We start from the raw sequence: 24,603 nt of genomic DNA, 5'->3' as shown, positions 1-24,603 counted from the left end.
CTCATTACGACCCGTCAAACAAAACGGTGGACCATCCCCAAAGGGTGGCGGAGTGCAGGTTTGAGGCCGTACCAGGCTACGGAGCCGGAAGCGTGGGAAGAGGCCCACCCAGCGATCAGAAGAAGTTGACCACCGGCGTATTGCTGACTGGCTTGTGAGCCTCTCAAGTGGCCGGGGAGCGGGGATCGATTGATTGACTGGCCAGGAGCATCCTAGCCAGTCGCTATTGAGCTGTCGCTGGCGCTATAGCATCAACGCGCGCCCTTGCGAACCTCGTCTTCCATATCGACACCATTAAGCTTGCCGACGAGGTCGCTCAGCATCGGCACGAAGTCGTCACCGTGCCCAATCGCCTCGGCATGCGTGTAATACTGCACCGCGGCCGAAGCCATGATGCTTGTCACCTTGGAGTCGGCCGCCATGTTGTTGACGTAGCGGAGGTCTTTGGCTGCGTAGGAAATCATGAACTTGTGGGCGTCACGATCACGCTCGACGACGTACTTCATGAACGTGCCGAAGAACCCACTGTCCATTCTGCTACCCGTGATGACGTCCCGTATCGCTTGGGGCGTAATGCCGATCTTTGCTCCGAGGACCACGGCTTCGGCGTACAGTGCGCCGTAGCTCATGCCGATGAAGTTCATCAGCAGTTTCATTTTGTGTCCGTTTCCAACAGCGCCTACTCGGATGACACGGCCGGCCCAGCATTCGATCACAGGCTTCACGCGCTCGAACACCTCGTCGTCGCCAGCAACCATGGCATCAAGCGTGCCTTCCTCGGCTTCCTTAGGCGTCCGCCCCAGTGAGGCGTCGATCAATTTCCCGCCCGCTGTCTCAATCTCCTGTGCGAGCAGTAGGGTGGATGACGGATCAGAGGTCGACGTGTCGATCACGACAAGTCCGGGACGAAGCCCAGCGATAATGCCGTCGTTCCCCTTTACGACCTTCTCGACCTGTCCCGAATTTTGGAGGCAGATGTGGATGATGTCGCACCTCTCTGCGATGTCCTTGGGGCTCGCAGCGCTTTTCGCACCGATCTCCAGGAGGGTGGGCATCGGGCGTTGGTCCAGGAACCAAAGCTCGTAGCCCTTGGTGCGAATGTTCTTAGCCATGCCGTGGCCCATCATGCCGACGCCGATGAAGCCGATGACCGGTTTGTTACTCATGGATTTCTCCTCTCCTGGAATTCCGTTTTCAGTCTTTGAATGATGCAAGCCAGGCGAGGTCGGGAACCGCACCGTTCGCGGGCAAATACTCGGCACCGATCGGCTGAGCCCAGCCGAGTTCGCGTACGCGTCGAAGGGCGAACGAGTAGTCTAGCTCGCCGTGGTCCGGGCTTCCGCGATCCGGAACCGAGGCGATCTGCACATGGCCGACATACGGCAAAGCAGCTTCGAAGCGGCGCGTAACGTCACCACCCATGATCTGGACGTGGTAGAAGTCGAACATCAGCTTGAGGTTGGGCTTTGCCACCTCGCGAATGATGTCAGCGGCCTGCTCGACCGTGCTCAGGAAATACCCGGGCGCGTTGTAGTGGTTGAGCGGCTCGATCAAGATCGTGATGCTCGATCCGGCCTTCCCGCATGCATACACAAGGTTCTCGATGAAGACCTTGCGTGCTCGCGGACCGCTCGAATTGCCTGCCATTACGTGGATTGCACCGGCCGAAATCTCGGTAGCGTATTGAACTGCCTGGTCGATAGCCGCGCGTGCTTCCTCTTCTCTTCCTGGAAGCGCGGACAACCCGTTTTCGCCAATCGCGACGTTGCCGCGGACAGTATTCAATCCGAGTATCTTGAGGCCGGCTTCGGTCAACGCCGCTTTCGTTTCCACGGCAGGGGTGGCGTAAGGCCAGTGGCACTCTACTGCATCAAAACCTGCTTCCTTCGCGGCCTTGATTGCCGCGGGCAGGGGACGGTCGTTCCAGAGGAAGCCTAAGTTCGCTGAGAATTTCACGCTTCCCACTCCACATTGAAGGTCGTTACGACGTCTAGAATTTCTTCGGCCTTGAGTTGGCGCGGACGGCATCCGCACGTCAGCATGGCGAGGCGGGCTGTCGCCTCCAGCTCCTCGATGGCGTTGCAGGCCGCCTCTACGTCCTTCCCCGCCACGACTGGCCCGTGGTTGGCCAACATTACGGCAGTGCGCTTGCCGGCCAGCCCGCGGACGGCTTCGCCCATCGCCGGATCGCCGGGCCGGAAGAAGGGCAGGAGCTTCACACGGCCGAGCTGCATGATCGCGTACGGGGTCAACGGAGGAAGAAAGTCGTCCTCGTTGACGTCCGGCATCATCGACCAGGCGACCGCATGGCACGAGTGCAGGTGAACGACAGCGCCGGCCTGGCTCCTGGTGTCGTAGAACGCGGTATGCAAAGGCATCTCTTTTGTCGGCTTGTCACCGCTGACATGCCGGCCCTCGCTGTCGAACCGGCTCAACCGCGAAGGGTCGAGACGGCCAAAGCTCGTTCCTGTCGGGGAGACCAGCAGGCCGCCGTCGGCGGTCCGGGCGGAAATGTTGCCTGTCGACCCGTGGGTCAGGCCGCGGTCGAACAGGGACTTCGCGAGGTCGCAGATTTGTTCACGCAGGCGTGCTTCTTCGCTCATGGCTCGAGGTCCTCCAAGGCCTTCGAGAAGAATTGCTCGTTTCCAAAGTTGCCCGACTTGAGTGTGATTGCGATCCTCGCGTTGTGCGAGGACGCGAAACACCACGGCACGCCCGGGGCGATCTCGGCTCCGATGTTGAGACGGGTGACGCCCAGTGACTTCGTCACGGCTCCGGAAGTCTCCCCGCCAGCGACGACAAAGCGGCGGTAACCGCTGTCTCGGGCTCCCGTCGCACAGGCTGCCAACGTCTCTTCAATCAGGGACCCGGCTCGCTCAACACCGAGGCGCTCCTGGGCTGCGCGCACGGCGTCGGGCGCGGCGGTTGCGTAGATCAGGGGAGTGGCTGACGAATCTTGTGAGGCCAGCCAGTTCAGCACCTTCGCGTTTCCGCTTTCAGCGATCTCCAAGGGATCAAGCTTGAAGCTTGGTCCGCCCTTTTCCAGGAAATCGGCTACCTGCTTATTGGTCATCGACGAGCAACTGCCGGACAGAACGATGGCTGGGCCGGGATCGTACGAGCGGACATCTGAAGGCGTCGATTTCTCGAGAAGTCCTTGGTTTGCCCATAGCTCGGGTAGGGGCATCGCCACGGCGCTGCCGCCAGTCAGGAGTGTCATGTCCTGGCAGGCTTCCGCAATGGCGTAGAGGTCGTCGTTGGCGACAGCATCGACTACGACATGGGCGACGCCGTTCGCGGCTAGCTCGGCCAACCGTTCTCCAAGCGCTGCAGCGCCTTTCGCAACAGCCAGACGGTTGGCAAGGCCGACCGGCTTCGTGACCTGCGGAGCGAGCAGACGCGTGAGATTGGAGTCGCGCATCGGCGTGAGCGGATGATCCTTCATCGGGCTCTCCGACAGCGGTTGTTCACCGACAAAGAGATTGCCCATGAAGATCGCGCGGCCGTTTTCGGGGAAGGCAGGGCAGTAGATGGTCTGATCGACGCCGAGTGCAGCCATCAGGTTCTCTGCCACAGGCCCGATATTGCCCTTGGCCGTGGAATCGAAGGTGGAGCAATACTTCCAGAAGTACCGCTGTGCACCCGCAGCTTTCAGCCATTCAAGCGCCGCTTGGGTTTCGTGAACGGCTTCTTGCACCGGGCTTGTTCGGCACTTGAGAGCGATAATTTCCAACGGCGCTGTATTCTCCGGCGGCTCCGTCGGAACTCCCATACGCAGGGAAACAGGGACGCCCGATCTAGCGAGCAACCCAGCCAAATCAGTTGCACCTGTGAAGTCGTCGGCGATTGCGCCAAAGAACGTTGCCATTTGTCTATTCCTACCGGATTTGGATCACGATCCGGACTTAACGCCAGGCAGTTCGATCCCCGCGTTTCGTGCGTAAATCTTTGCTACCGCAGCGTCATCTTCTCGGCCGAGGCCCATTCCTGACGCAGCTACGAACTGCTGGAGGGCTGCTGCGGTAATAGGCGCGGAGAACTTCGAGGCGCGAGCCACGTCGAGCACAATTCCGAGGTCCTTGGGCCAAATGTCGATGGCTGAGTGAGGCGTGTAGTCACCTGCAGCCACGTGCGGTGCGCGATTTTCGAGCATCCAGCTCGTCCCAGCGCACTGAGGGATAACCTTGAGGAAGGTCTCGGGATCGATGCCCTGGGTGATGCCGAAGGTAATGGCCTCAGCCATTGCCGCGATATGTGTCCCGGCAAGCATCTGGTTAACGGCCTTCATAGCCGAGCCCGCGCCGGCAGCGTCACCAAGCTCAAAAACCTTCTCGGCCATGGCGTCCAGGGCCGGCCGGGCGCGAGAGAACGCCTCGGGTGTGCCGGAAGCCATGATTGAAAGCTTGCCGTTGGCGGCCTTCACCGATCCACCGGAGATTGGGGCGTCAAGGAAGTTGATGCCCAGGGCAGAACAGCGCTCGGCTGCCTTGCGCGCATACTCGGGAGCGACCGTGACACACATGATAACGACTGCACCCGGGGAGAGCTTCGAAACGACCCCGTCTTTGCCGAAGAGCACTTCCTCGGTCTGCGCTGAGTTCAGGACCACGACGACGACAGCATCGAGTTCGCGTGCTGCAGCTCCAAGCTCGGTCGTCGAGCCGCCATTGGCGTGAAGTCGCTTCACCGCCTCAGGGTTCACGTCCGCGCCGAAGACCTCATGGCCAGCGCGAACGAGGGAGGAAGCCATTCCGAACCCCATCGATCCCAGTCCAAAAACGCCAACTTTCATTTTACTCTCCGTACGTTCCAACGATCAGGTGTTGGATCCAAAGATTGCGTTGATCACCGCGTCGGTAACTTCCCGCGTTGTCGCGGTACCCCCGACGTCGGGCGTGGAAATTCCTGCCGAACACACGGTCTCGATCGCCTTCATCAACCGGATCGAGGCATCCGTTTCACCGAGGTGGTCGAGCATCTGGCATGCTGTCCAAAAGGCCGCGACGGGATTGGCGATGCCTTTGCCCGTAATGTCGAATGCCGATCCGTGGATGGGTTCGAACATCGAAGGAAACCGTCGTTCGGGGTCGATATTCGCCGTCGGTGCTACGCCAAGGCTTCCGGCGAGCGCGCCCGCCAGATCTGACAGAATGTCTGCGTGCAGGTTGGTTGCTACGACGGTATCCAGGGTTTCCGGGTGAAGCGTCATCCGGACAGTCATGGCGTCGACGAGAACCTTGTCCCATCTGACGTCCGGAAACTCCCTCGAAACCTCGGCCGCGATCTCGTCCCACATCACCATCCCATGGCGCTGTGCGTTTGATTTCGTGACGACGGTAAGCTGCTTACGCGAACGGGACTGGGCGATTTGAAACGCGAACCGCATGATCCGGGTGACCCCAACGCGCGTGAAGATTGCCACTTCGGTGGCGACCTCCTCGGGCAGTCCCCGGTGAGCGCGGCCGCCGTGGCCAGAATATTCACCCTCGGAGTTTTCGCGCACGATCACCCAGTCGAGGTCACCGACCCCCCTGTCGCGCAGAGGAGTCGGTATCCCCGGGAGGATCCGCGTTGGGCGGACATTCGCGTACTGGTCAAATCCCTGACAGATCGGCAGTCTAAGTCCCCATAGGGTGACATGATCCGGAATGTCCGGCGCGCCGACCGCTCCGAAGTAGATCGCATCATGATCGCGGAGCTGATCTAGACCGTCCTCCGGCATCATACGACCGTGCTTACGGAAGTAGTCGGAACCCCAGTCGAATTGCTTCACCTCAAGCCGAAAGTCATCAGAACGGCGCTGCAGAGCCTCGAGTACTTCCAGGCCGGCCCCAATGACTTCCGGGCCGATGCCATCTGCTGGAATGGCGGCGATCTTATGCGTGCGCTGTCCTGACGAGGATGTCATGCGAACTCGGGCAAGCTGCTTGCCTCCTCCTCGAAACCGTAGACGGATTTGGTCTCGAGATATTCTTCAAGGCCGATGCTGCCCATTGAGCGACCGATACCCGACTGCTTGTATCCGCCCATCGGGGTGACCGAATTCGTCGCCGCCCCATTGAAGCAAATACGACCAGCTTGCAGGCCGGCGGAGAACTCGTATCCTTTCCTTCGGTCGCCGGCGAAAACGTAGCCGCCCAGGCCATAGGGGCTGTCGTTTGCGATCTCCAACGCTTCTTCTTCGGAGCGGTAGGGGATGACTGCAAGCACGGGGCCGAAGATTTCTTCCTTGGCGATGGTCATCTCGGGGGAGACGTGCGTGAAGACCGTCGGCTTCACGAAATAGCCCTGGTTACGGCCCTCAGGCTTCCCGGTCCCACCACAGGCAAGACGGGCACCTTCGTCGATGCCGATCTGGATGTAACGTTGGATGCTGTCATACTGGGCCTGGTTGACGACCGGACCCATCGTTGTAGCGGGATCGCGGGGATCGCCGAGCTTATACTTCGACACCTCGTCGACCAGATGCGCTGCGACCTGCTCCATCTGGCTTTCATGCACGAGCATGCGACTAGGTGCATGGCAGGATTGGCCAGCATTGAAAAAGCACCGCTGGATATTCCAACGCGCAGCCTTCTCCAGATCGGCGTCCCGGAGAACGATGTTCGCGGATTTCCCACCAAGCTCCAACGAAACGCGCTTGATGGTCTGAGCCGCGGCCTCGCCGACACGTGCCCCCGCGGAGGTCGAGCCCGTAAACGAGATCATGTCCACCTCGGGGTGGGTGGACATAGCCGCGCCGACCTGGCTGCCTCGACCGATGATCAGGTTGAAGACACCAGCGGGAACGCCGGCCTTCTCGAATACTTCGGTGAGAATGACCGAGCTGATCGGGGAGGCGTCAGAGGGCTTGAGAAGGACTGTGCAACCTGCGGCGATGCCGTAGATTGCCTTGATGACAGGCGTCTGGACGGGCCAGTTCCAGGGGGAGATCAGAGCGCAAACCCCAATTGGCTCACGGCGAATGATCGTGTCCCCGAGTCGGCTTTCGAAATGGTAGGTTTTGAGAAGATCGCGAGCGACCTTCATATGGCCAATCGGGCCGGTCGCTTGGGCGCGGGCGCTGACGGGGATGCCGACTTCCTGCGCCATTACGTCGGCGATTTCGTCTACGCGCTCTTCGTAGGATGCAATGATGCGGTCGATTAGGGCGATCCGCTCTTCAAGAGAGGTCTTCGAATAAGTATTGAAAGCGCGCCTTGCCGCCAAAGCGGCCTTGTCTACGTCAGCTGCGGTTCCTCCGGTCGTGACTGAAGCGAACGGCGTCTCCGTATACGGGTCCGTAAGCAGCTTCTGGCCAACGTTCGTAGGCTCCTGCCAGCGGCCATCAATGTACAGTTTTCCGTAGTGTTTCATCGCATTACTCCGCTTGATCGACCGATCAGAAGCTGTGGGTGTAGCCGCCGTCACAGGCGATCGTCTGCCCGGTGATGAACGACGCAGCCGGGGTGGCGAGGAACATGGTTATGCCGACGAGATCAGACGGAACGATCGTCCGTGGAATGCACTGCAGATCGATATTCCGTTGGCGAATTTCCGCAGTGAGGTTGGCGACCCGTTCCGCGACCTCGGTCGCCACAGTGCCTGGGCGGATGCAGTTCGCGGTGACGCCGTGAGGACCCAGTTCGCGAGCGAGCGAATTGGTCATCCCAATCAGCGCCGACTTGGACGTCACATAATGGAGATAGTTCTTCGTCCCGCGGTGAACTGATGCGGACGAAATGTTGATGATGCGGCCGAAACCTCGGTTCCTCATGCCCGGCGCGACTGCGGCGGCACAGAAGAAGACGCCGTTCACATTGACGTCCATTACCTTCTGCCACTCGTTGGCCGGGATCTCATCGAATGGACGCTTTACAAGTGCCGAGAAGATGGAGGCGTTGTTGACGAGTACGTCTACGCGGCCGAATTCCCTCTCAATGGCCGCGACCATAGTGTCCACAGACTCCTTTTTGGATACGTCGACAGACAAGGCTAGCGACCTGCCGCCAGCATCCGCGATCTCCTTGGCAACACTTTCGGAGTTAGCGAGGCTCAGGTCGGCGACTACGGCGATTGCGCCGGCGGCCCCGAATTGGCGAGCGAGTTCACGGCCGATGCCCTGGCCGGACCCTGTTACGAGCACGACCCGGTCTCTTACACTGAAATCCCGCGCCTCAGCCGGGACCGCTGAATCGATGTTGTTCGTACCCATGTTCACGATAGTCCTCCGATAGACTGCCCACTTGGACTCTCGCTTTGCGGTCCAATGGATCGAGATGTGTTTCCTCAGGCCGCCTGCCGGCGGCTATGTCTTGTCTGGCTCAGCGGAACGACGCGGCTGTCGCTATCGCTGTATTTGTCAGGAACCCGGTGTCGCTTCCCGTCGAGACGTAGCGGGCACCCATCCGGAGAATTTCCTTGGCAATCTCCGGGCGGGTATTGAGCCCGCCGACGCCGAGATGCTTGCCCTTAGCGTTGCAGACATCGAGGACGTGCTTGTAGGCCTCGATGACCTTGGGGCTATCGAGCTGGCCTGGAATGCCAAGGGAGTTGCAGAGGTCGTTGGTGCCGACAAGGAGCATGTCCATTCCGTCGACCGATGCGATATCGGCGGCGTTCTCCACCGCGCTCACGGACTCGATCATGCCGACAACCAATGTCGCTTCGTTCATCTTCGCCATGGTTTCTGAGGCAGGACCCCCGCGGAAGAGCGTGTGAGCGTTCGTTGCCAGAAGCGATCGGTCACCTTTCGGTGCGAACAAGGCTGCCTCGACGATGTCTTCCGCCTGAGCGCGCGTTTCCACATGAGGGACGATCACGCCCTGTGCACCGGTTTCGAGGGTCCGGCTGATGTCTGCCTTGTTGTGGCCAGCTACGCGAACAAGCGGCGTCACGCCGAGCGCCGCAGCCGTGATGCTAATCTGACTGACGGTCTCCAGCGAGAAACTGTTGTGTTCGAGGTCGATGTAAAGGCAGTCGAAGCCCGCGCTCCGGGCGATCGCCGCGATCTCGACGCCGCGGACGATGCGGACGATCATTCCAACGGCAACTTGGCCGGAGTTCATGCGCGTCTTCATCAGGTTCTTAGTAGGCGTTTCGAGCGTATGCATATGGGATTCCAAACTCGCGATTTGTTCGCGTTCCGACTTCATTCATTCGTGCCGTCTGGCTGTGCTAAAGTTTGTGCAGGCAACCATGGTCGCGATCAAGAGCGCTGGCGGGGTGAGGGCGCGGAGCAATAACAAGATGTTATAACTCGGTTTTGGGGAGGATTTCGGAGTGCCCTACTTTCCTATTATCTGGAGGCAACAGAATTGTTCCCACCGAAGATAAGAGGAGTGAAAGATGCGTATTTCAGACGTAGCTAGTGCCGAGGGTGGCGCAGTTGGTTCAATGCGAACCGGGAAGCTCGATCAGAAGTTCTTGCTTCAGGGGGATGACGACTCTCCCAACAACTACCTGCTCAACGTCGGCCTGACCGGCTCGGGTGGCTGGGGTACCCCGCGTCACCGCCACAACTTCGACCAGATCCGTTACGTCCTCAAGGGCAAGTATCCGGCGTCCCCGCACAAGATCATGGGCGAAGGCTCGGTCGCCTACTTCCCGGAAAGCGTCCATTACGGTCCGCAGGACCGTCCGGAAGGCCTCGAAATGATGGTCATCCAGTTCGGTGGCGCGAGCGGCTCCGGGTTCCTCAGCACACCACGCCGCGAAGCTGCCAACGAAGCTCTCAAGGCGAAGGGCGAGTTCAAGGAAGGCATCTTCACCTGGGTCGATGAAAACGGCCAGAAGCACAACAAAGACGGTGCGACGGCGTGCTATGAAGAGGCGACCGGAAAGAAGCTCGTTCTCGCGCCGGCGCGCTACGACGATGTCGTCATGATGGACCCGGAATCGTACGATTGGATCGCAACCGGCACTCCGGGTGTATCGACCAAGCTTCTCGGCACCTTCACCGAGCGCAACACGAAGATCGGGTTCATCAAGGTCGATGCTGGTGCGACGTTCAACACTGGCTCGCGCGACCAGATCGACGTGCTCTTCATGAGCAAGGGCAACATCACGGTTGACGCCAAGACCTACGGCGACAAGACCGCTATCGAGCTTCTGCCGTCGGATGGCCCGATCGACATCAAGGCCAACGAAGAATCCCTGTTCTTCACGGTCACGCTACCTAAGTTCTAAAACGTCCGATCGTCCTGGACAAAGCCGATGCCGGCGTGATCATCTCACGTCGGCATTGCCGTTTTTGATGAACGACTACTTGATCCGTAGGGCGTCGACGATGAGCGAAAGGGCCGGATTATTCTGTCTGCGGTTGGGATAATACAGGCAGTATCCCTCGAACAGCGGGCACCAGTCATCGAGCACCTGAATTAGGTCGCCGTTTTTGATGCGATCAGAAACGAAGCTTTCCGGAAGGTATGCTAGGCCATAGCCCAGCATGACTGCGTCGATCATACTCGCCGGGTGGTTTATCGTCAGTTGGCCATTGACCCGCACACGGACATCCCTGCCATCCTTCTCGAATTCCCACGCGTAAAGCCCACCTGCCGAGTGCTGCCGCGTGTTGATGCAGTTATGCGTCGCGAGATCCTGAGGGGTGGATGGAATTGGGTTCTGTTCGAAGTACTGGGGTGATCCGACCACCACTAGACGCCAATTCTCACCGATTTTTACGGCGATCATGTCCTTGTCTAGGCGCTCGCCCAACCTAATGCCTGCGTCGAAGCGCTCTTCGATGATGTCGCTGATGCCGTTGTCACAATGGAGTTCAACGTTGACGTCCGGATACTCCCGAAGAACACCGCGCAACTTTGGCCACACCACGCTCTCCAGAGCGTAATCGGAGAGATTGATCCGGACGGTGCCGAATGGACGGTCGCGATAGCGCATAAGATCGGCGATATCATCGTTGATGTCGTCGAGCCGAGGCCGAATGGCACTCAAGAACTTCTCGCCAACCTCCGTGGTTGAGACACTTCGGGTCGTTCTGATCAGCAAGCGGAGCCCCAGCCGTTCTTCAAGGCGTTTGACCGCATTGCTAATCGTCGACTGCGACACACCCAACAGCGCGGCTGCGCGGGTGAAGCTGCGTTCCCTGGCAACGACGGTGAACCAAAACAGTTCGTTGTAGTCTTCTTGCACTACCTGATCTCCGCGTCTTGCCCGCAAAATGATCCGCAACGACGTGGCTTTGCAATATCCAATGCTGCCACCATTAATGCGTTACGCGATAGCTCTTAGCGGATTTGTCCACCTAATCGATAGCTGCTTCATCAATTACCTTTTGTGCTGACGCAATAGGACAAGGGATGAAGCATGGAAAACGATGCCGGACGCATGACTCTCGACAGGCGCAGTTTGCTCAAAATCGGCGGACTGACCGCCGCTACGGCTGGAGTACTCGCAATGCGCAGTGCTGTTGCCGAAGCAGCCACTTCGGAAACCTGGGATAAGACGTTCCCCAAGAGCGATAAAGTCGATCACCGGAAGGTGACTTTCTACAATAAGCTTGGGATCATGCTTGTAGCGGACCTTTACGTCCCCAAGAACCTGGACAGTTCCAAGCGTCATCCCGCGATCGTGGTCGGTCACCCCTACGGTGGCGTCAAGGAGCAAACGTCAGGTCTCTATGCGCAGACGTTGGCTGAGCGCGGATTCGTGACCGTTGCCCACGATGCTTCATATAACGGGGAGAGCGGGGGCCAACCTCACTTCACGGCTTCCGCGGAAGCTTTCGTCGAGGATTTCAACGCCGCCGTCGACTATCTCGGCTCGAACGCCTTCGTGGACCGAGAGCGCATCGGACTGCTCGGCGTATGCGGGAGCGGTGGGTTTGGATTGGCAGCGGCGGAAATCGACCCTCGGATCAAGGCGGTCGCAACGGTCAGCATGTACGATATCGGGCAGGGTCAACGGCAGGGTCTCGCTGCCGAACTCGAAAACGATGCCGTAAAGAAGCAGCTCAAGGAGATTTCTGACCAGCGTTGGGCCGAGGTCGATGGCGCACCTCGATTGATGGCTGTCGGCACACCCGAGGTGCTGACCGAGAACTCCAACCCGATCGAGCGCGAGTTTTACGATTATTATCGTACGCCGCGTGGCCAGCATCCGAGATCGACGACCACGATGGCGCGAACAAGCAACGCCCCGATGACCTTGTTCTGGTCCTTCCTTCGGCTCAGCTGGATTTCCCCGCGGCCGGTTCTCTTTATCACCGGCGACCACGCCCACTCGCGATTCTTCAGCGAACAGGCTTATGCCGCCGCTTCCGAACCCAAGGAGTTGCACGTCGTCGAAGGGGCAGGGCACGTCGACCTGTACGATCGCACGAACCTGATTCCATGGACCAAGCTCCAGTCCTTCTTCGAACAGAACCTCGCATAAGCGCAGGCACGCTGCACTTGGATGGCCCTGAGTGCAGCGAAAATGGGATACTCGTGATGAAATACTTCGACCGTTGGCGTTTTGCCGATGTTCGCGCCGCCGCGTGGTGCCGGGCAGTTGGGGGAGGCCTTGTCGCCGCGTTGGAATGGGCGTCCTTGTGCCTGATTGCCACCGTTTCATGGGACCCCACGGAACTGGATCAAAGCGGAGATCCAAGGCGTCGTAGGTAAGCAAAGCATTTGTCGAACCTGGAATGCCTTGAGGTGAGGGGCGGTTATGAGATGGACGGTTCTATCTCGGCCGCCCCGAATTGCTTCCTGCAGGCGATTATTGATCGAGTGCCACGCGGCGTCGTGTCGGATTGATGAGCCCAATCGATAACTACAAGCGAATTGCGCCGGGTAATCATCGAAGTCGACCCGTCTTACTTTTGGGGCATGACTCAACAAGCTCTCGTCCAATCCGACAATCTTCCTGCCTCCGACACCACCCGGTCTGGCGCTTGGGCCGCGGTTTTCGCTATGTCTCTCTGCGTAGCTGTGCTCATCTCTTCCGAGTTTATGCCCGTGAGCCTTCTCTCACCGATCGCCAGCGATCTTGGCGTCACGGAAGGTCGAGCGGGACAAGCCATTTCGGTTTCCGGGATTTTTGCCGTCCTCACCAGTCTCTTCGTATCGAGGCTGACAGGGGGAGTTGACCGCCGACTCGTGCTCGCATCATTCTCGCTGCTTCTCGTCATCTCCGGGATAATCGTAACCTGCGCGCCATACTACCCTGTGCTGATGATCGGTCGGGCGCTTCTCGGGGTCGCCATCGGCGGGTTCTGGTCGTTGTCGACGGCCATCATCATGCGACTGGTGCCTGCCCACTCTGTTCCAAAAGCCCTGGCCGCGCTAAACGCAGGCAATGCGATCGCCGCGACGGTTTCTGCGCCTTTGGGAAGTTTGCTCGGTAGCTACATTGGGTGGCGGGGAGCGTTCTTCGCCGTCGTTCCGCTCGCGCTGATATCGCTGGTTTGGCAGTGTGTAAGTCTGCCGTCGTTGCCGCCTCAGAAAACAGATCGACCGCCGCACGTTTTCAGGTTGCTACTGCGGAAGCGGGTTTCGCTTGGGATGGCCTCCATCACGCTACTGTTCGCGGGACAGTTCGATCTGTTCACTTATCTCCGCCCTTTCCTCGAGACGGTGACGCTGGTGTCCGTGTCGACACTGTCGCTTCTCCTTCTTGTGATGGGCCTCGCGGGCGTTCTGGGTACTTACGTCATCAGCGGGCTGCTGCGGACCCGCCTGTTCAGTATCCTCGGAGTCGTGCCCCTTGCGATGGCCGTGGTAGCTGTCGGACTTGTGGCGTACGGGTCTTCTGTCACCATCACAGCATTGCTTCTTGCGGGGTGGGGGTTTCTTGGAACCGCAGTTCCCGTTGGATGGGGAACTTGGCTGAGCAGGACAATGCCTAGTGATGCGGAAGCTGGCGGGGGTCTCCAGGTGGCGGTCATCCAGTTGGCAATTACCGGCGGTGCGTCGATCGGCGGGCTACTTTTCGACCACGCGGGTTGGCAAACCACGTTCCTATTCGCGGCGGTCGCGCTTGCTGGGTCGTCACTTTTTGCCGTCCTCGCATGGAGTTCATCGGAGAGGCCAAGGCGATAAAGTCAATGATCACAAGCCGAAGAAGCCTTCTTGGGATGGGTGCCGCGATGATTGTACCGAGTGTCGGGTTCGGCCTTCAGGCCGCTAGCGCTGACGACCAGGGTTCTGCCCCGGTACGCGTCAAATTTACGTTTGCGGACACTGGAATGACCGCGACGCTCTACGACAGTCCATCCGCCCGGGACTTCGCCTCGATGTTGCCCTTGGACCTTATGATCGAGGACTACAGTCACAATGAGAAAATCGTGCGGTTGCCGCGCAAGTTGACTGAGGAGGGGAGCGGACCATTCGACAACGAACAGCCCGGAGACCTCTGCTATTTCAAGCCGTGGGGGAACCTTGCGCTATTCTACGGGGACTACAAGTGGGATGGCCTTATTCGTCTCGGACGCTTTGACGAGGGCTATGATCCATTGAAGGTTCGCGGTGAGTTCCCGGTCCGCATCGAGCGTGAGTAGGAACCGGGAACTCACCACAAATGCATCTGAAGCCCTCACCTAGCGCCGTCGATGATCTGACCGCCGTCCGGGGTGAGACTCGAACCTGTGATAAACCGTGAATCACTGCTTGCGAGGAAAAGGGCGACCGGCGCGATATCGAGTTCGGGAGAGCCGTGCCGGCAAAGGGCGTTCGTGGGCGGCGGAGTGTTCGGCCCGGCTCCCCAGGTGTCTGCAACGGGGAGCAGATTATTGACGGTGATGTTGTCTGGACCCCACTCTCGGGCTGCCGAGCGGGTTAGTGCGCGCACCGCCTCCTTCGCGAGATTGTACGGTGCGTAAGGCGGTAAACCGAGGATTCCGGCGAGGGACGCGAAGTTGATCACGCGACCTTCGCCACTCGCTTTGAGGTGCGGATAGCAAGCCTGCATCGTTCGCAGATATGCAATCGGCCCAATGTCGAAGTTGCGTTGCAGCTGATCAACAGAGAGATCGACGATCGACGAGTGAACCACTGAGGGGTCAAATGCGACATTCACCAGGATGTCGATGCCGCCGAAGGCTTCCACGACCCGAGCAACGGCATTGGTGATCTGATCTCCGTCGCTGAGATCGCATGCAATACCAAGCGCGGTGCCGCCCTGGGATTGAATATGTTCGACGACCGTAGTGATGTTCACTGGGGTAACAGACAAGACGGCGACTTTCGCGCCCTCGGCGGCGAATAGCTCTGCCGTAGCTCGCCCAATTCCCCTGCCAGCACCAGCGATGATGGCAACTTTGTCGGATAGCTTCTTCATTTGGTTGTCCTGCTTCTGCGGTCTAGAGCGACTGATGGAATGCGTACGGCGACGAGACTTGCCGGCCGATGTTTTGAGTGGAGAACGAGGCGGCAAGCAGCGCCAATCCGATCACCGCGGGGACCGCGCCACCAAGCTTGCGGACGCCCGCATGGGCGAGGCCCGATAGGAGGAGGTGAAAGAACATTCCCGCGTAGGCCAGATCACTGATCGCTACGTTGAAGCGAAGGAGGATTGCCACCACTGCCGCAACCTTCACTGCGACCAGAACGGGGACCAGATAGGCCGGATATCCGAACCCGACGATTGTCCGGCGCACCCATTCGGTTTTGACCAAATAGATGACAGCAGAGGATAGGTAGAGCGCAACGAGTAGGGTCGTTGCGGTCCAATAAATGTAGAATCCAGCCATGAGTTCTCCATTGCGGTCGGTTGGCCCGACAGCTTGCTCCATTTCAGATTTGCGCTGCCCGCAGCGTTTTCTCTAATCGCTCCGGTGTTCGCATCGAAAGTGTGGTATTAGATCGAACAGCGCAAGTAGGATGAATTCGAAGTGGTTAGTATGGAAAAGCAGACTGTTGGGGCTCAAGACGTCGACATGCACGAAGAAATGCGGCGGGCGTTTGCGATGCTGTCGGGAAAATGGAAGCTCGAAATCATGTGGCTTCTCAATCAGCGGGTCTATCGGTTCAACGAGCTACGCAAAGCGATCCCGGGGATAACGCAGCATATGCTGACCGCGCAGTTGCGTGACCTGGAAGCTGATGGTTTGGTGTCGCGCACGGTCTATGCGGAGGTTCCTCCTCGCGTCGAATACGAGATGACCGAGAAGGCAAGGGGCCTGGAGCCAACCATGAACGCGTTGGCCGCATGGTGGGCGGAGTTTGGAAGCAGTATCCCCACAAGGACGACGACACGAGGGCGGAAGGGGTCTGGACAAAAGTGAGTGACCGCAGCGACTACCATTTCTTTATTGAGGTGAAGTGGAGCGTCATTAAATGGAATTTGGAACAGGCGAACTAGCCGATTTATACGAGGAAGTTTCGCATCCCGACGGAGTGTCACCTCAGCGACTTCGCGAAATGACTTCTCTCCTGGTTGAAGGAACAATTTCAGGCGAGAACCTCGATCGATTTCGTCGCGGGGCCAGGCCGTGGAAGCGACTCAAAGAGGAGATCCTACCGGTTCGGGACCTGATATCCGCCCAATATTCTGGCGTGGTGTCTGTGAGGTTTCCGCTGGATAGTAGCTTTCCGGACGCGTGGCTTCGTTTTGAAGACGGAAGCAAGCTGGGCGTTGAGGTGACCGGAGCGTTGGTTCGCAGTGACGTTGAAGTCGGAAAAGAACTGGCGTCGGGAGTGCCTGTGGCCGCGTTGATTGGTTTGCCAGATGCGGCTCCGCAACGTGAATTCACAACGGCTCGTCAGAAAGGCAGGATGTGGCATTCAGCTAGCCATGTCGACAGCGTTTTGATTGATGGCGTTAAGAGGGCCCTCGCCGACAAGGACGACGAAAAGTACGCCGGGTTCGCACTGCTAGTCGTTGCCCCGCTCAGGCGTCGTCCAGGGCGCAGCGACGCCGAATGGCGCGAGATGCTCCTGCAATCCGCGGAAATGCTACCATTTGCAGAGATTTATCTCATGGAACGATCCGGAGCACCTCGGACAATTAGGGTGAAGTAACCTCAACGTTCCGCTCCACATGCCGCCGTTTGAGAAGGAGGACGAATACTGCGGGCTGAAATCTAGGCCGATACGTCGTCCATTTCCTTGTCCCTGCAAAGCTCCATCCCGACTTCCGTGACGCAAGCGACCAAATCCTTACGTGGTTGATCCATCACATAGCCTTCGCGGAAGAAGACTGCGATATCCCGATTGAGGGTAGGGTCCCAGAAGGGCAACTCGAAAAGCCTCTGCTCGGCAACTTCCTCTCGAACAGCATGGGCGGGCAACAGGGCGAGGTGCTCGGTCTCGGCGACCAACGACTTGAGCAGGGATACCGATCCGCAGACAGTTATCTGGGGTAGGGGCGCATCCATGGTCTGCATGATGTGATCTAGCACTGTGTGCGTTCGTCGAGAGGTAGGACTGATCCAAGGGTACTTCACCAGGTCGGTCCATGTAAGCTTTTCCAGCTTCCGCAAAGGATGATTGATGCCCGCGATCACCCGCAGAGTGTCGCGGAAAAGCACCCGCTGACGGAGACCGTCCAGCATGTCGAAGACCTTGGTGAAGCCGATTACGAAATCGAAGTCCCGCCGCAGCAGGCCTGTTAGAAGATCGACCTGAGCGTTTTCGACAACCTCTAGGTGGCCACCTTCGTGGGTCTCTCGCCATTTGCTGAGTGCCATCGGCACGATTTTGCTTGCTAGGCTTGGTAGACTGCCGATGCGGATCGACTCGCTGCGACAATCGTCCGCGTTCAACAGGTCACGTTCAGCGAGCTGAATCTCTTCCCTGATGAGACGCGCATGACAGTAAAGGATGTCGCCCTTCCTTGTCGCGACAATGCCTTTCGGGCCGCGCTCGAGAAGCTGCATCCCAAGCTCAGCTTCCAATCGATCCATTGAGGTCGACAGGGCAGGCTGCGACACGCTCAGCTGACGTGCTGCGCGGTTCAAGCTACCCTGCTCAATCACCGCGGCGAAGTAGAGCAGCTTCTTGGGATCAATTTCGAGCACCATCGCCAGAACTCACCTCCATTCGTTCCAAGATGAGTCTAAAGCTTTGAGCTTAAAAATCAAACTCGTACGCGGCGTTCTGCGATTGTCTTGGCAACTGTGTAGCTGTTGTACATTTCAGTCCCGCCTTCGCGGCCGATGCCGCTTTCTCGGTAACCGCCAAACGGTGCATCGCCTCCAGGGCTGGTGAACACGTTGAGCGCCACCGACCCGACTTGAAGCTCGCTCGACAGATGGTTGGCGCGCTCCATGTCATTGGTGAACACGAACGCAGCAAGGCCCATGTTGAGGCTGTTGCTGATCTGGAGCGCTTCGTCCATGGAATCCACTGCCATGCACGGAGCGATCGGTCCGAACGGTTCCTCGCTCATCACCCGGGCGTCGAGGGGGACGTCCGCGAGCACAGTCGGTGCGTAGAACCAGCCCCGGTTGCCGACACGCTTGCCGCCGGTCGTGACCTTCGCTCCATGAGAAACCGCGTCGTCGACAAGGTCGGCCATCGCGGCCAAGCGCCGACGGTTGGCGAGGGGACCCATCTGCACGCCTTCGGAGAAGCCATCACCGACTTTGAGCTTGCTGGCCTTTTCAGTGAGGCTGCCGACGAAATCATCATACCGCGAGCGATGAATGAGGAAGCGGGAAGGAGCCGAACAGAACTGCCCCGCCATTCGGAACTTCCAGTTTACCGCCAACTGAGCGATCTCGTCCGCATTGGTGTTCTCGTCAATCAGCACAGGCGCATGGCCGCCAAGCTCCATGAGGACCGGCTTCATGGTTTCTACTGCAAGCCTGGTGAGGTGCTTGCCTACGTTGATCGAGCCGGTAAGCGTCACGAGACGAGTGATCGGCGACAGGACCAGCGTGCGAGACACCTCGTCCGGGTTGCCGAAGACAACGTTCAGAACGCCCTTGGGAAGGCCGGCGTCGAGGAAGCACTGCGCGAACAGGCATGCGGTCGCGGGGGTCTCTTCGGCCGGCTTGAGGATGACCGAGCAGCCTGCCGCGAGCGAGGCGCTGATCTTGCGGGAGGGAGCGCTCATCGGAACGTTCCACGGCGTGAAGGCGGCCACGGGGCCAACGGGTTCGCGGACTACGAACTGTTGGATCGGAGGATCGGTCGGCACGATACGGCCATACAGGCGACGGATTTCCTCCGAGTCCCAATCCAGGAAGGTCGCGGAGCGCTCGATTTCGGCCAGCACCTCAGCGTAGGTACGTCCTGACTCGGCCGTGAAGATAGGCGCGATCTCTTTTGCGCGCTGACGAACAAGAGCCGCGGCGCGCCGCATCACGGCCGCCCGTTGAGTCGGAGGGGTCTTACGCCACACCTCGAAACCGCGGGCAGACGAGGCCAGCGCGTTCTGAAGGTCTTGGGCGGTGGCTTCGGGCACCTGGCCGAGGATCGTCTCGTCGCTCGGGTTCTCCACCTCACAGAGGGGCTCGCGATCGTAGATCCATTCTCCGTCAATCAGGAGGCCGATCTTGGGATAGGTGTATTGCTGCTTGTCGGTCATGTCATCTGTCCTTTGGAGATCGATCGAAGTCGATCCCGCTGTAATGTTCTCGCCGGCGCGTGCCGCCCGTCAATGCGTTGCGGTCGCCAGGAATGCGAGAACCTCGTCCTCCGCGATCCGTGCTCCTCTGGAGCGTTGACCCCAGGTCTGACCGCCGATATGCGGGGTCAGAATTACGTTGGGTAGAGCCGCCAGACGGGGCGGTATCACCGGTTCACTATCGAGGACGTCCAATGCTGCGCCCGCGATCGTCTTGTTTTCCAGCGCTGTAATGAGAGCTTCAGTGTCGACGAGATTGCCACGTCCTACGTTGATGAGACGGCCCTTTGGTCCAAGCGCAGCAAGTTCCTTCGAACCAATGATGTTCTTGAGGTCCGGCGTTCCGGGGACAGCCAGCACAAGGATGTCACTTGCCGCGGCGAGTGCTTCCCATCCCTCGTAGAGCGTCGCGCCGAGGCCCTCATTCGAACTACGCTTGAGTCCTGCGATCTTCATCTTCGAGGCGGACGCGCGGGCGGCGATCGCCTGGCCAATCCGGCCGCTGAGACCTCCAATGCCGATAGTCATTCCTACCGGGCTGTCGCCTACCTCGAAGCGGCCGTTCTGCCAGTCGCCGTTGCGCGCGAACGCGTCTGCGCGGACCAGGTCGCGGCAAAGCATGATCGTCAGCGTCATCGCAAGGTCGGCGACATCATCAGTCAGCGCTTCGCCGACACAGCGGACGCGAACTCCGCGCTTCTCGAGAACAGGTATATCGATCTTGTCGCTTCCAGCCCCCTGGGAAACCACGAAGCCCAAATTGGGAAGAGCCGCGGCAAGCTCGGCACTGCAGCCGCGTGTCGCGCTGGTCATAAGAACGCGTACGGTCTCTCGCTCGCTCTCGGGGAGGGAGGCGACCTGTTCAGGTGCGGGCACAATCCGAACCCAGTCAGCTTCCTCGAGTTTCGGATAGGTCATGCCGGCGAGTGGCGGGAAGGAAAGGATCGGTTTCATCGTTCCAGACTGTTGTGAGATTGAGTTGGCATCACGCTATCACGGAGGCGTCGGGCGACAATGGTGCGGCCATGGACGTTATAGCTTTATATTATATCCTTAGGATCCAAGGCGGCGGCCTTATAGGTCCACGTAGAAGACCGCGCTCTTGGGTAGGCCAGCCGCCATGTCGGCTTCCGTTCCAATGAATGCCGTCATAAACAAACGACGGCCGTTCTCCCCGCCCAGAGTGCACGAGATTCCGGACCCTTGGAATTTGATGCTGTCCGTGATCTGCCCACCATCCAGCACGCGGACGAACTCGCCCGTGTTATAAATCCCGGCCCAGATCGCACCGGTCTCGTCCGCGCAGATTCCGTCAGGCTGCCTGCCTGAAAGGTCAGCAAAGAGGCGTTTGTTGCTGAGATTGCCGGCGGAATCGATATCGAACGCGCTGATCCGTTCCTTCCACGTCTCGGCAACGACCAAGGTGCGGCCCCCGTTGATGACTACGGAGCCGTTCGGGAAATCTACATCGCGGGCTGCAACGGCCACCGAGCCGTCAGGATCGACGCGGTGAAGATTTGTGGCCTGAGGAGGCTGTCCCGCAACGAAGTCGTACCCAAAATCGCCGACATATATCGTGTCCAGTGAATCGACCGCGAAGTCGTTGAGCCACCACTGGGTATGGGAGGAAAGATCGGCGTATTCGGAGACTGAATTGCCGTCGTATCGAAGGAGCTTCCGATCCTTGGCCGACACGATCACGAGCGACCCGTCGGAAAGGAATCCCAATCCCGACGGTCTGTTCGGAATTTCGAGACACTTCGACCGCCCACCGCTCGCCGTCAGCGAATAGACCTTGTGATCGAAGACATCCGAGACCCAGAGCTGACCATCCCGCCATTTTGGTGCTTCGAGGAACAGAAAACCGTCCGCAAACCGTTTTGGCTTGATCTCGTTCATCAGCATTCCTCCCATTGCCGGTCGTTACCACCCACCGTCGCAGTGGATGTCCTGTCCGCTTATAAGGTCCGCTTGCGGACTAGATAGGAAAACGGCAAGGTTGGCGATATCGACCGGCTCGATCCTGCGCTTGATGCTTTGACGCTCAAGAATCCATTGATGGTAGGCTTCCCGCTTTTCGCCAAAGTGCCGCCATTCGGCATCCGACAGGACCGCGCCAGGAGAAATGCCATTCACGGTGATGTTGTACTTGCCGAGTTCGCGGGCCATCGACTTGACCAAGCCGTACATCGCGCCCTTCGAAGCTACGTAGGGGACAAAGCCTTCCCAGTTGCCATTGAGGGTGAGGGAGGTCAGATTGATGATCTTCCCGTACTTCTTCTGCTTCATCAGGGTGCTGCAGGCTCTCGAGAGCACGAATGCCGCAGACGAGTTCACGCGGACTTCTTCCTCGTACTCCTCGATGGAGAATTCCTCGTGTGGCTTGTTGACCACGAACGCCGCGTTGTTCACGAGGATGTCGATACCGCCGACTTCGTCAGCAAGGCGGGTCACAGCCTTCTCGAGATCAGCAAGTTGGTTTAGGTCCGCGCCGAAATAGCGGACGTCTTTCGCCAGTTCCTTGAGGACCTCGTCGACGTTCGGCGCATCCGGACGGTCCGATGCGATTACCTTCGCGCCCTCTTGGGCAAAGCGTGAGACCAGTGATTTGCCGATCGTGCCCAAAGCGCCAGTGATGAGTACGGTTTTGCCAGCCAATGTGGGCATGATTCTCCTCCATGTGTGTCCCTTGAACTTTCCATTTCGGAGTTCACTTGAGAACCACCAATCTCGCGAGGCTCGGTTTTGATATAAGTAAAAGTTATATCCCGTCTCTTAGTGCGCCCGATCGTGTGCAGGTTGGGGATGAGATCGGCGCTGGTTCGTGCGACATCATTGCATTCGGTGAAGAACAAGGTTTTCGACAATGACTGATGATAAGCGCGATCTCGTCCATCTTTTCGGCACCCATGCTGCCGAGGTGACGTACGACCGCCTGAGTGACGACGCGCGTTGGGCTGCGAAGAAGAGCATTCTCGACACCCTCGGCGTCATTCTCGCGGCTAGTGGTATGGAGCCGGCCGTCCGGGCCGTCGCGGAGATCGTCGCCGAAACAGGCGGTCGTCCCGATTGCACCGTTCTGGGGTTCGGAGGCCGGGCTCCGGCCCTGATGGCCGCGATGGCGAACGGCGCGCTCGCTCATTGCCTCGATTACGATGACCAAACGCCATGGGGACAACATACGGCCAGTTCGATTGTGCCGGCCGTATTTGCGCTCGCCGAGCGCCGGGGCGGGGTGAGTGGAAAGGACCTGATTGCGGCGGTCGCTGCCGGCCAGGACATCTTCGCGCGTCTCAGGTGCAACGTAGGTTGGCAGAAGGACTGGAACCTGTCGACGGTGCTTGCGGTCTTCGCCGCTACTGCATCCGCAAGTCGGGTCTTGGGTCTTTCGCCGGCGCGCACCTCCGCTGCTATGGGGATCGCGACGATGCAGTCGTCAGGTATCATGGAAATGATCGCGGGCAGAGGAAGCGACTTGCGAGGGATGTACGCGGGATTCTCGGCGAAGGGAGCTGTGCTCGCAACCATGATGGCCGAGAAGGGCGTGACTGGCATCGACAAGGCATTCGAGGGCCAGTACGGCTTCATGAACACTTACTTCGGTGGACGCTATGATCGCGACAAGATCGTGGCGGGGCTTGGCAGTGAGTTCCTCGGAAGCGGGACGCTCTATAAACGTTGGCCATGTGTCGGTACCGCCCACAGCCACATGAAAGCTGCGATCGATATCGTCACCCGCAATAACATCCAGCCAGACGAAATCGCCGAGATACGGCTTCACGTGGGCGACTACCATGACCTTATGTGCCAGCCCCTGGAGGAGCGACGGGCACCTGCGACGCTTGCGGACGCCAAATTCAGTCTTCCGTACCTCGTGTCGGTCGCCGTGGTTCGCAGGGGAATGAGCGTTACCGACTTCACCGAAGCCGCCCTCAAAGACAAGCAGGTGCTCGCTGTTGGCAAGAAGATGACTTTAGCCCGGGACGCCGCGCTCGACTGGAAGCTCGAGTTGCCCCCTGGCCGTGTGGAAATCACCACGCGCGACGGCGGACGGTGGATAGAGGAGGGCCATCGTGTTCCGGGTAACGCCGATAACCCGATGAACTGGGAGGATGTCTGCGTGAAATTCTTCGAGTGTGCTTCCGTCGCTGCTAACCCAGTCTCTGAAACAGTTTCGGCGAGAGCCGCAGCCCTCGCTGAAAATCTGGAAACCCTCGAAGACGTAACGGAACTGGTCAGGTGCCTCGCCTGACCAGTAAAGTCTGTCAGATCCCCGCGGTCTGACCGCCATCCACGATCATGGCATGGCCGGTAACGAAGCCGGCCGCGTCCGAGCAAAGCCACAACACAGTGCCAGCAATCTCCTCGGGACGACCCATGCGGCCGATCGGCTCCTGGGCAATCATGAATGCGCGGCCTTCGTCAGTGTCATTGGTGTAGCGCGATATCATCGGAGTATCGATGATGCCGGGGCAAATGGCATTAACCCGGATACCCTTGTCGGCATACTCGAGCGCGGCAACCTTGCTCGCTGCGACGACGCCGAATTTCGATGCGCAGTAGCTTGACTGATTGCGGATCGCCAAGACACCAGCGCCGGAAGCCGTGTTCACGATCGCACCGCCACCCTGCTTGAGCATGATCTCGATCTGGTACTTCATGCAGAGGAATACGCTCTTGAGGTTGACCGAAATGATGCGGTCCCAAAGCTCTTCCGAAATATCTCCAATCGGCTGTGCCGGCTGTTCGATACCGGCGTTGTTGTGGGCGGCATCCACCCGGCCGAACGCTTCGACGGTCTTATCGAGCGCTGCTTTCACCTGATTGCCCTTGGTAACATCGCAGATAAGGGGAAGGACTTTGCCGCCTGCATCCTTAATTATCGCTACGGTCTCGTTGAGGCCCTTTTCGCTGATGTCGACGGCGGCAACCGATGCGCCTGCCTTGGCAAACGCGAGGGCAGTTGCCCGTCCAACACCGCTCCCAGCCCCGGTCACGAAGGCAACTTTGCCATTGTAGTCTACCCGCGGAATATCGGTCACGAATTTCACTCCAGTGTTTAAACGTAAAGAAAAACGGCCGCCGTCAGGTGACAGGCGGCCGCGGGATGGT

25 protein-coding genes are annotated in these 24,603 nt (G+C 59.0%); 7 read left to right on the top strand and 18 right to left on the bottom strand.

Annotation, left to right across the window (positions count from 1 at the left end):
- Window positions 1–251: 251 nt before the first annotated feature.
- The 9 genes from ACSQ9D_RS10440 to ACSQ9D_RS10400 all read right to left on the bottom strand — a co-directional run bounded on the left by ACSQ9D_RS10440 (window position 252) and on the right by ACSQ9D_RS10400 (window position 9,092).
- Entirely contained in the window at window positions 252–1,166 is a 915-nt protein-coding gene (locus tag ACSQ9D_RS10440) for an NAD(P)-dependent oxidoreductase (protein ID WP_436282176.1), read from the bottom strand.
- 28 nt (window positions 1,167–1,194) lie between these two features.
- Window positions 1,195–1,965 (bottom strand): hydroxypyruvate isomerase family protein, encoded by a 771-nt coding sequence (locus tag ACSQ9D_RS10435; RefSeq protein ID WP_436282175.1) that lies wholly within the window; start codon window positions 1,963–1,965, stop codon window positions 1,195–1,197.
- Window positions 1,953–2,603, bottom strand: a complete 651-nt coding sequence (gene otnC / locus ACSQ9D_RS10430; RefSeq protein ID WP_436282174.1) for a 3-oxo-tetronate 4-phosphate decarboxylase — start codon at window positions 2,601–2,603, stop codon at window positions 1,953–1,955. The genes ACSQ9D_RS10435 and otnC overlap by 13 nt, the downstream gene beginning before the upstream one ends.
- Window positions 2,600–3,868: a 3-oxo-tetronate kinase gene (otnK, locus tag ACSQ9D_RS10425; protein WP_436282173.1), complete on the bottom strand. Its 1,269-nt coding sequence runs from the start codon at window positions 3,866–3,868 to the stop codon at window positions 2,600–2,602. The genes otnC and otnK overlap by 4 nt, the downstream gene beginning before the upstream one ends.
- A 24-nt stretch (window positions 3,869–3,892) precedes the next feature.
- Window positions 3,893–4,792, bottom strand: a complete 900-nt coding sequence (ltnD, locus tag ACSQ9D_RS10420) for an L-threonate dehydrogenase (protein ID WP_436282172.1) — start codon at window positions 4,790–4,792, stop codon at window positions 3,893–3,895.
- A gap of 24 nt (window positions 4,793–4,816) precedes the next feature.
- Window positions 4,817–5,908: a tartrate dehydrogenase gene (locus ACSQ9D_RS10415; RefSeq protein ID WP_436282171.1), complete on the bottom strand. Its 1,092-nt coding sequence runs from the start codon at window positions 5,906–5,908 to the stop codon at window positions 4,817–4,819.
- On the bottom strand, window positions 5,905–7,356 hold the full coding sequence (locus tag ACSQ9D_RS10410) for an aldehyde dehydrogenase family protein (RefSeq protein ID WP_436282170.1): 1,452 nt from the start codon (window positions 7,354–7,356) through the stop codon (window positions 5,905–5,907). The genes ACSQ9D_RS10415 and ACSQ9D_RS10410 overlap by 4 nt, the downstream gene beginning before the upstream one ends.
- 25 nt (window positions 7,357–7,381) lie before the next feature.
- Window positions 7,382–8,194 (bottom strand): SDR family NAD(P)-dependent oxidoreductase, encoded by an 813-nt coding sequence (locus ACSQ9D_RS10405; RefSeq protein WP_436283812.1) that lies wholly within the window; start codon window positions 8,192–8,194, stop codon window positions 7,382–7,384.
- 109 nt (window positions 8,195–8,303) lie between these two features.
- Window positions 8,304–9,092 carry an HpcH/HpaI aldolase family protein gene (locus ACSQ9D_RS10400; protein ID WP_436282169.1) on the bottom strand — a complete coding sequence of 263 codons (789 nt, stop codon included), beginning with the start codon at window positions 9,090–9,092 and terminating at the stop codon, window positions 8,304–8,306.
- 235 nt (window positions 9,093–9,327) lie between these two features.
- Here ACSQ9D_RS10400 and ACSQ9D_RS10395 point away from each other — a divergent pair, with 235 nt between their 5' ends.
- Window positions 9,328–10,167, top strand: coding sequence for a hypothetical protein (locus tag ACSQ9D_RS10395; RefSeq protein ID WP_436282168.1), 840 nt, complete (start codon window positions 9,328–9,330; stop codon window positions 10,165–10,167).
- 75 nt (window positions 10,168–10,242) lie between these two features.
- Here the strand turns inward: ACSQ9D_RS10395 and ACSQ9D_RS10390 are convergent, their stop codons facing one another.
- On the bottom strand, window positions 10,243–11,130 hold the full coding sequence (locus ACSQ9D_RS10390; protein WP_436282167.1) for a LysR family transcriptional regulator: 888 nt from the start codon (window positions 11,128–11,130) through the stop codon (window positions 10,243–10,245).
- A gap of 174 nt (window positions 11,131–11,304) precedes the next feature.
- On the opposite strand from ACSQ9D_RS10390, the gene ACSQ9D_RS10385 reads away from it, so the two are divergent.
- The 3 genes from ACSQ9D_RS10385 to ACSQ9D_RS10375 all read left to right on the top strand — a co-directional run bounded on the left by ACSQ9D_RS10385 (window position 11,305) and on the right by ACSQ9D_RS10375 (window position 14,479).
- The gene (locus ACSQ9D_RS10385) at window positions 11,305–12,372 is read left to right on the top strand and encodes an alpha/beta hydrolase (RefSeq protein ID WP_436282166.1); all 1,068 of its coding nucleotides are present in this window, start codon (window positions 11,305–11,307) and stop codon (window positions 12,370–12,372) included.
- A gap of 437 nt (window positions 12,373–12,809) precedes the next feature.
- The gene (locus ACSQ9D_RS10380) at window positions 12,810–14,021 is read left to right on the top strand and encodes an MFS transporter (protein ID WP_436282165.1); all 1,212 of its coding nucleotides are present in this window, start codon (window positions 12,810–12,812) and stop codon (window positions 14,019–14,021) included.
- A gap of 5 nt (window positions 14,022–14,026) precedes the next feature.
- Window positions 14,027–14,479 carry a cyclophilin-like fold protein gene (locus ACSQ9D_RS10375; RefSeq protein ID WP_436282164.1) on the top strand — a complete coding sequence of 151 codons (453 nt, stop codon included), beginning with the start codon at window positions 14,027–14,029 and terminating at the stop codon, window positions 14,477–14,479.
- Window positions 14,480–14,514: 35 nt separating this feature from the next.
- Here the strand turns inward: ACSQ9D_RS10375 and ACSQ9D_RS10370 are convergent, their stop codons facing one another.
- Entirely contained in the window at window positions 14,515–15,258 is a 744-nt protein-coding gene (locus tag ACSQ9D_RS10370; protein WP_436282163.1) for an SDR family NAD(P)-dependent oxidoreductase, read from the bottom strand.
- Window positions 15,259–15,280: 22 nt separating this feature from the next.
- Complete coding sequence (locus ACSQ9D_RS10365) at window positions 15,281–15,670, bottom strand: DoxX family protein (protein ID WP_436282162.1); 390 nt, start codon at window positions 15,668–15,670, stop codon at window positions 15,281–15,283.
- A 150-nt stretch (window positions 15,671–15,820) separates the two neighbouring features.
- Between ACSQ9D_RS10365 and ACSQ9D_RS10360 the strand changes: the two genes are divergently transcribed.
- A complete protein-coding gene (locus ACSQ9D_RS10360) occupies window positions 15,821–16,204 on the top strand; it encodes a winged helix-turn-helix transcriptional regulator (protein WP_436282161.1) in 384 nt (127 codons plus the stop codon).
- A gap of 52 nt (window positions 16,205–16,256) precedes the next feature.
- Window positions 16,257–16,940: a hypothetical protein gene (locus ACSQ9D_RS10355; RefSeq protein ID WP_436282160.1), complete on the top strand. Its 684-nt coding sequence runs from the start codon at window positions 16,257–16,259 to the stop codon at window positions 16,938–16,940.
- 62 nt (window positions 16,941–17,002) lie between these two features.
- Here ACSQ9D_RS10355 and ACSQ9D_RS10350 read toward each other — a convergent pair whose 3' ends face one another.
- From ACSQ9D_RS10350 to ACSQ9D_RS10330, 5 genes are all read right to left on the bottom strand, one after another.
- Entirely contained in the window at window positions 17,003–17,941 is a 939-nt protein-coding gene (locus tag ACSQ9D_RS10350; RefSeq protein WP_436282159.1) for a LysR family transcriptional regulator, read from the bottom strand.
- Window positions 17,942–17,997: 56 nt separating this feature from the next.
- On the bottom strand, window positions 17,998–19,452 hold the full coding sequence (locus ACSQ9D_RS10345) for an NAD-dependent succinate-semialdehyde dehydrogenase (RefSeq protein ID WP_436282158.1): 1,455 nt from the start codon (window positions 19,450–19,452) through the stop codon (window positions 17,998–18,000).
- 69 nt (window positions 19,453–19,521) lie between these two features.
- Complete coding sequence (locus tag ACSQ9D_RS10340) at window positions 19,522–20,445, bottom strand: NAD(P)-dependent oxidoreductase (protein ID WP_436282157.1); 924 nt, start codon at window positions 20,443–20,445, stop codon at window positions 19,522–19,524.
- A gap of 120 nt (window positions 20,446–20,565) precedes the next feature.
- Window positions 20,566–21,390, bottom strand: coding sequence for an SMP-30/gluconolactonase/LRE family protein (locus ACSQ9D_RS10335; RefSeq protein WP_436282156.1), 825 nt, complete (start codon window positions 21,388–21,390; stop codon window positions 20,566–20,568).
- Between the two features lie 24 nt (window positions 21,391–21,414).
- Complete coding sequence (locus tag ACSQ9D_RS10330; RefSeq protein WP_436282155.1) at window positions 21,415–22,158, bottom strand: SDR family oxidoreductase; 744 nt, start codon at window positions 22,156–22,158, stop codon at window positions 21,415–21,417.
- 199 nt (window positions 22,159–22,357) lie between these two features.
- On the opposite strand from ACSQ9D_RS10330, the gene ACSQ9D_RS10325 reads away from it, so the two are divergent.
- The gene (locus ACSQ9D_RS10325; RefSeq protein WP_436282154.1) at window positions 22,358–23,743 is read left to right on the top strand and encodes an MmgE/PrpD family protein; all 1,386 of its coding nucleotides are present in this window, start codon (window positions 22,358–22,360) and stop codon (window positions 23,741–23,743) included.
- Between the two features lie 13 nt (window positions 23,744–23,756).
- Here the strand turns inward: ACSQ9D_RS10325 and ACSQ9D_RS10320 are convergent, their stop codons facing one another.
- Complete coding sequence (locus tag ACSQ9D_RS10320; RefSeq protein ID WP_436282153.1) at window positions 23,757–24,542, bottom strand: glucose 1-dehydrogenase; 786 nt, start codon at window positions 24,540–24,542, stop codon at window positions 23,757–23,759.
- Between the last annotated feature and the right edge of the window lie 61 nt (window positions 24,543–24,603).

The sequence above is a fragment of the Rhizobium sp. LjRoot258 genome, from assembly GCF_964254185.1.
Taxonomy (GTDB): Bacteria; Pseudomonadota; Alphaproteobacteria; order Rhizobiales; family Rhizobiaceae; genus Rhizobium.
Note: the sequence above shows the minus strand (reverse complement) of the source record. Positions and strands in the feature narration are given on the sequence as shown.

Bases quoted from the DNA above. Each gene is read 5' to 3' on its own strand.
- ACSQ9D_RS10440 (WP_436282176.1), bottom strand. From the start codon at position 1,166: ATGAGTAACAAACCGGTCATCGGCTTCATCGGCGTCGGCATGATGGGC.
- otnC (WP_436282174.1), bottom strand. From the start codon at position 2,603: ATGAGCGAAGAAGCACGCCTGCGTGAACAAATCTGCGACCTCGCGAAG.
- otnK (WP_436282173.1), bottom strand. From the start codon at position 3,868: ATGGCAACGTTCTTTGGCGCAATCGCCGACGACTTCACAGGTGCAACT.
- ltnD (WP_436282172.1), bottom strand. From the start codon at position 4,792: ATGAAAGTTGGCGTTTTTGGACTGGGATCGATGGGGTTCGGAATGGCT.
- ACSQ9D_RS10415 (WP_436282171.1), bottom strand. From the start codon at position 5,908: ATGACATCCTCGTCAGGACAGCGCACGCATAAGATCGCCGCCATTCCA.
- ACSQ9D_RS10410 (WP_436282170.1), bottom strand. From the start codon at position 7,356: ATGAAACACTACGGAAAACTGTACATTGATGGCCGCTGGCAGGAGCCT.
- ACSQ9D_RS10405 (WP_436283812.1), bottom strand. From the start codon at position 8,194: ATGGGTACGAACAACATCGATTCAGCGGTCCCGGCTGAGGCGCGGGAT.
- ACSQ9D_RS10400 (WP_436282169.1), bottom strand. From the start codon at position 9,092: ATGCATACGCTCGAAACGCCTACTAAGAACCTGATGAAGACGCGCATG.
- ACSQ9D_RS10395 (WP_436282168.1), top strand. From the start codon at position 9,328: ATGCGTATTTCAGACGTAGCTAGTGCCGAGGGTGGCGCAGTTGGTTCA.
- ACSQ9D_RS10385 (WP_436282166.1), top strand. From the start codon at position 11,305: ATGGAAAACGATGCCGGACGCATGACTCTCGACAGGCGCAGTTTGCTC.
- ACSQ9D_RS10380 (WP_436282165.1), top strand. From the start codon at position 12,810: ATGACTCAACAAGCTCTCGTCCAATCCGACAATCTTCCTGCCTCCGAC.
- ACSQ9D_RS10375 (WP_436282164.1), top strand. From the start codon at position 14,027: ATGATCACAAGCCGAAGAAGCCTTCTTGGGATGGGTGCCGCGATGATT.
- ACSQ9D_RS10370 (WP_436282163.1), bottom strand. From the start codon at position 15,258: ATGAAGAAGCTATCCGACAAAGTTGCCATCATCGCTGGTGCTGGCAGG.
- ACSQ9D_RS10365 (WP_436282162.1), bottom strand. From the start codon at position 15,670: ATGGCTGGATTCTACATTTATTGGACCGCAACGACCCTACTCGTTGCG.
- ACSQ9D_RS10360 (WP_436282161.1), top strand. From the start codon at position 15,821: ATGGAAAAGCAGACTGTTGGGGCTCAAGACGTCGACATGCACGAAGAA.
- ACSQ9D_RS10355 (WP_436282160.1), top strand. From the start codon at position 16,257: ATGGAATTTGGAACAGGCGAACTAGCCGATTTATACGAGGAAGTTTCG.
- ACSQ9D_RS10350 (WP_436282159.1), bottom strand. From the start codon at position 17,941: ATGGTGCTCGAAATTGATCCCAAGAAGCTGCTCTACTTCGCCGCGGTG.
- ACSQ9D_RS10345 (WP_436282158.1), bottom strand. From the start codon at position 19,452: ATGACCGACAAGCAGCAATACACCTATCCCAAGATCGGCCTCCTGATT.
- ACSQ9D_RS10340 (WP_436282157.1), bottom strand. From the start codon at position 20,445: ATGAAACCGATCCTTTCCTTCCCGCCACTCGCCGGCATGACCTATCCG.
- ACSQ9D_RS10335 (WP_436282156.1), bottom strand. From the start codon at position 21,390: ATGAACGAGATCAAGCCAAAACGGTTTGCGGACGGTTTTCTGTTCCTC.
- ACSQ9D_RS10330 (WP_436282155.1), bottom strand. From the start codon at position 22,158: ATGCCCACATTGGCTGGCAAAACCGTACTCATCACTGGCGCTTTGGGC.
- ACSQ9D_RS10325 (WP_436282154.1), top strand. From the start codon at position 22,358: ATGACTGATGATAAGCGCGATCTCGTCCATCTTTTCGGCACCCATGCT.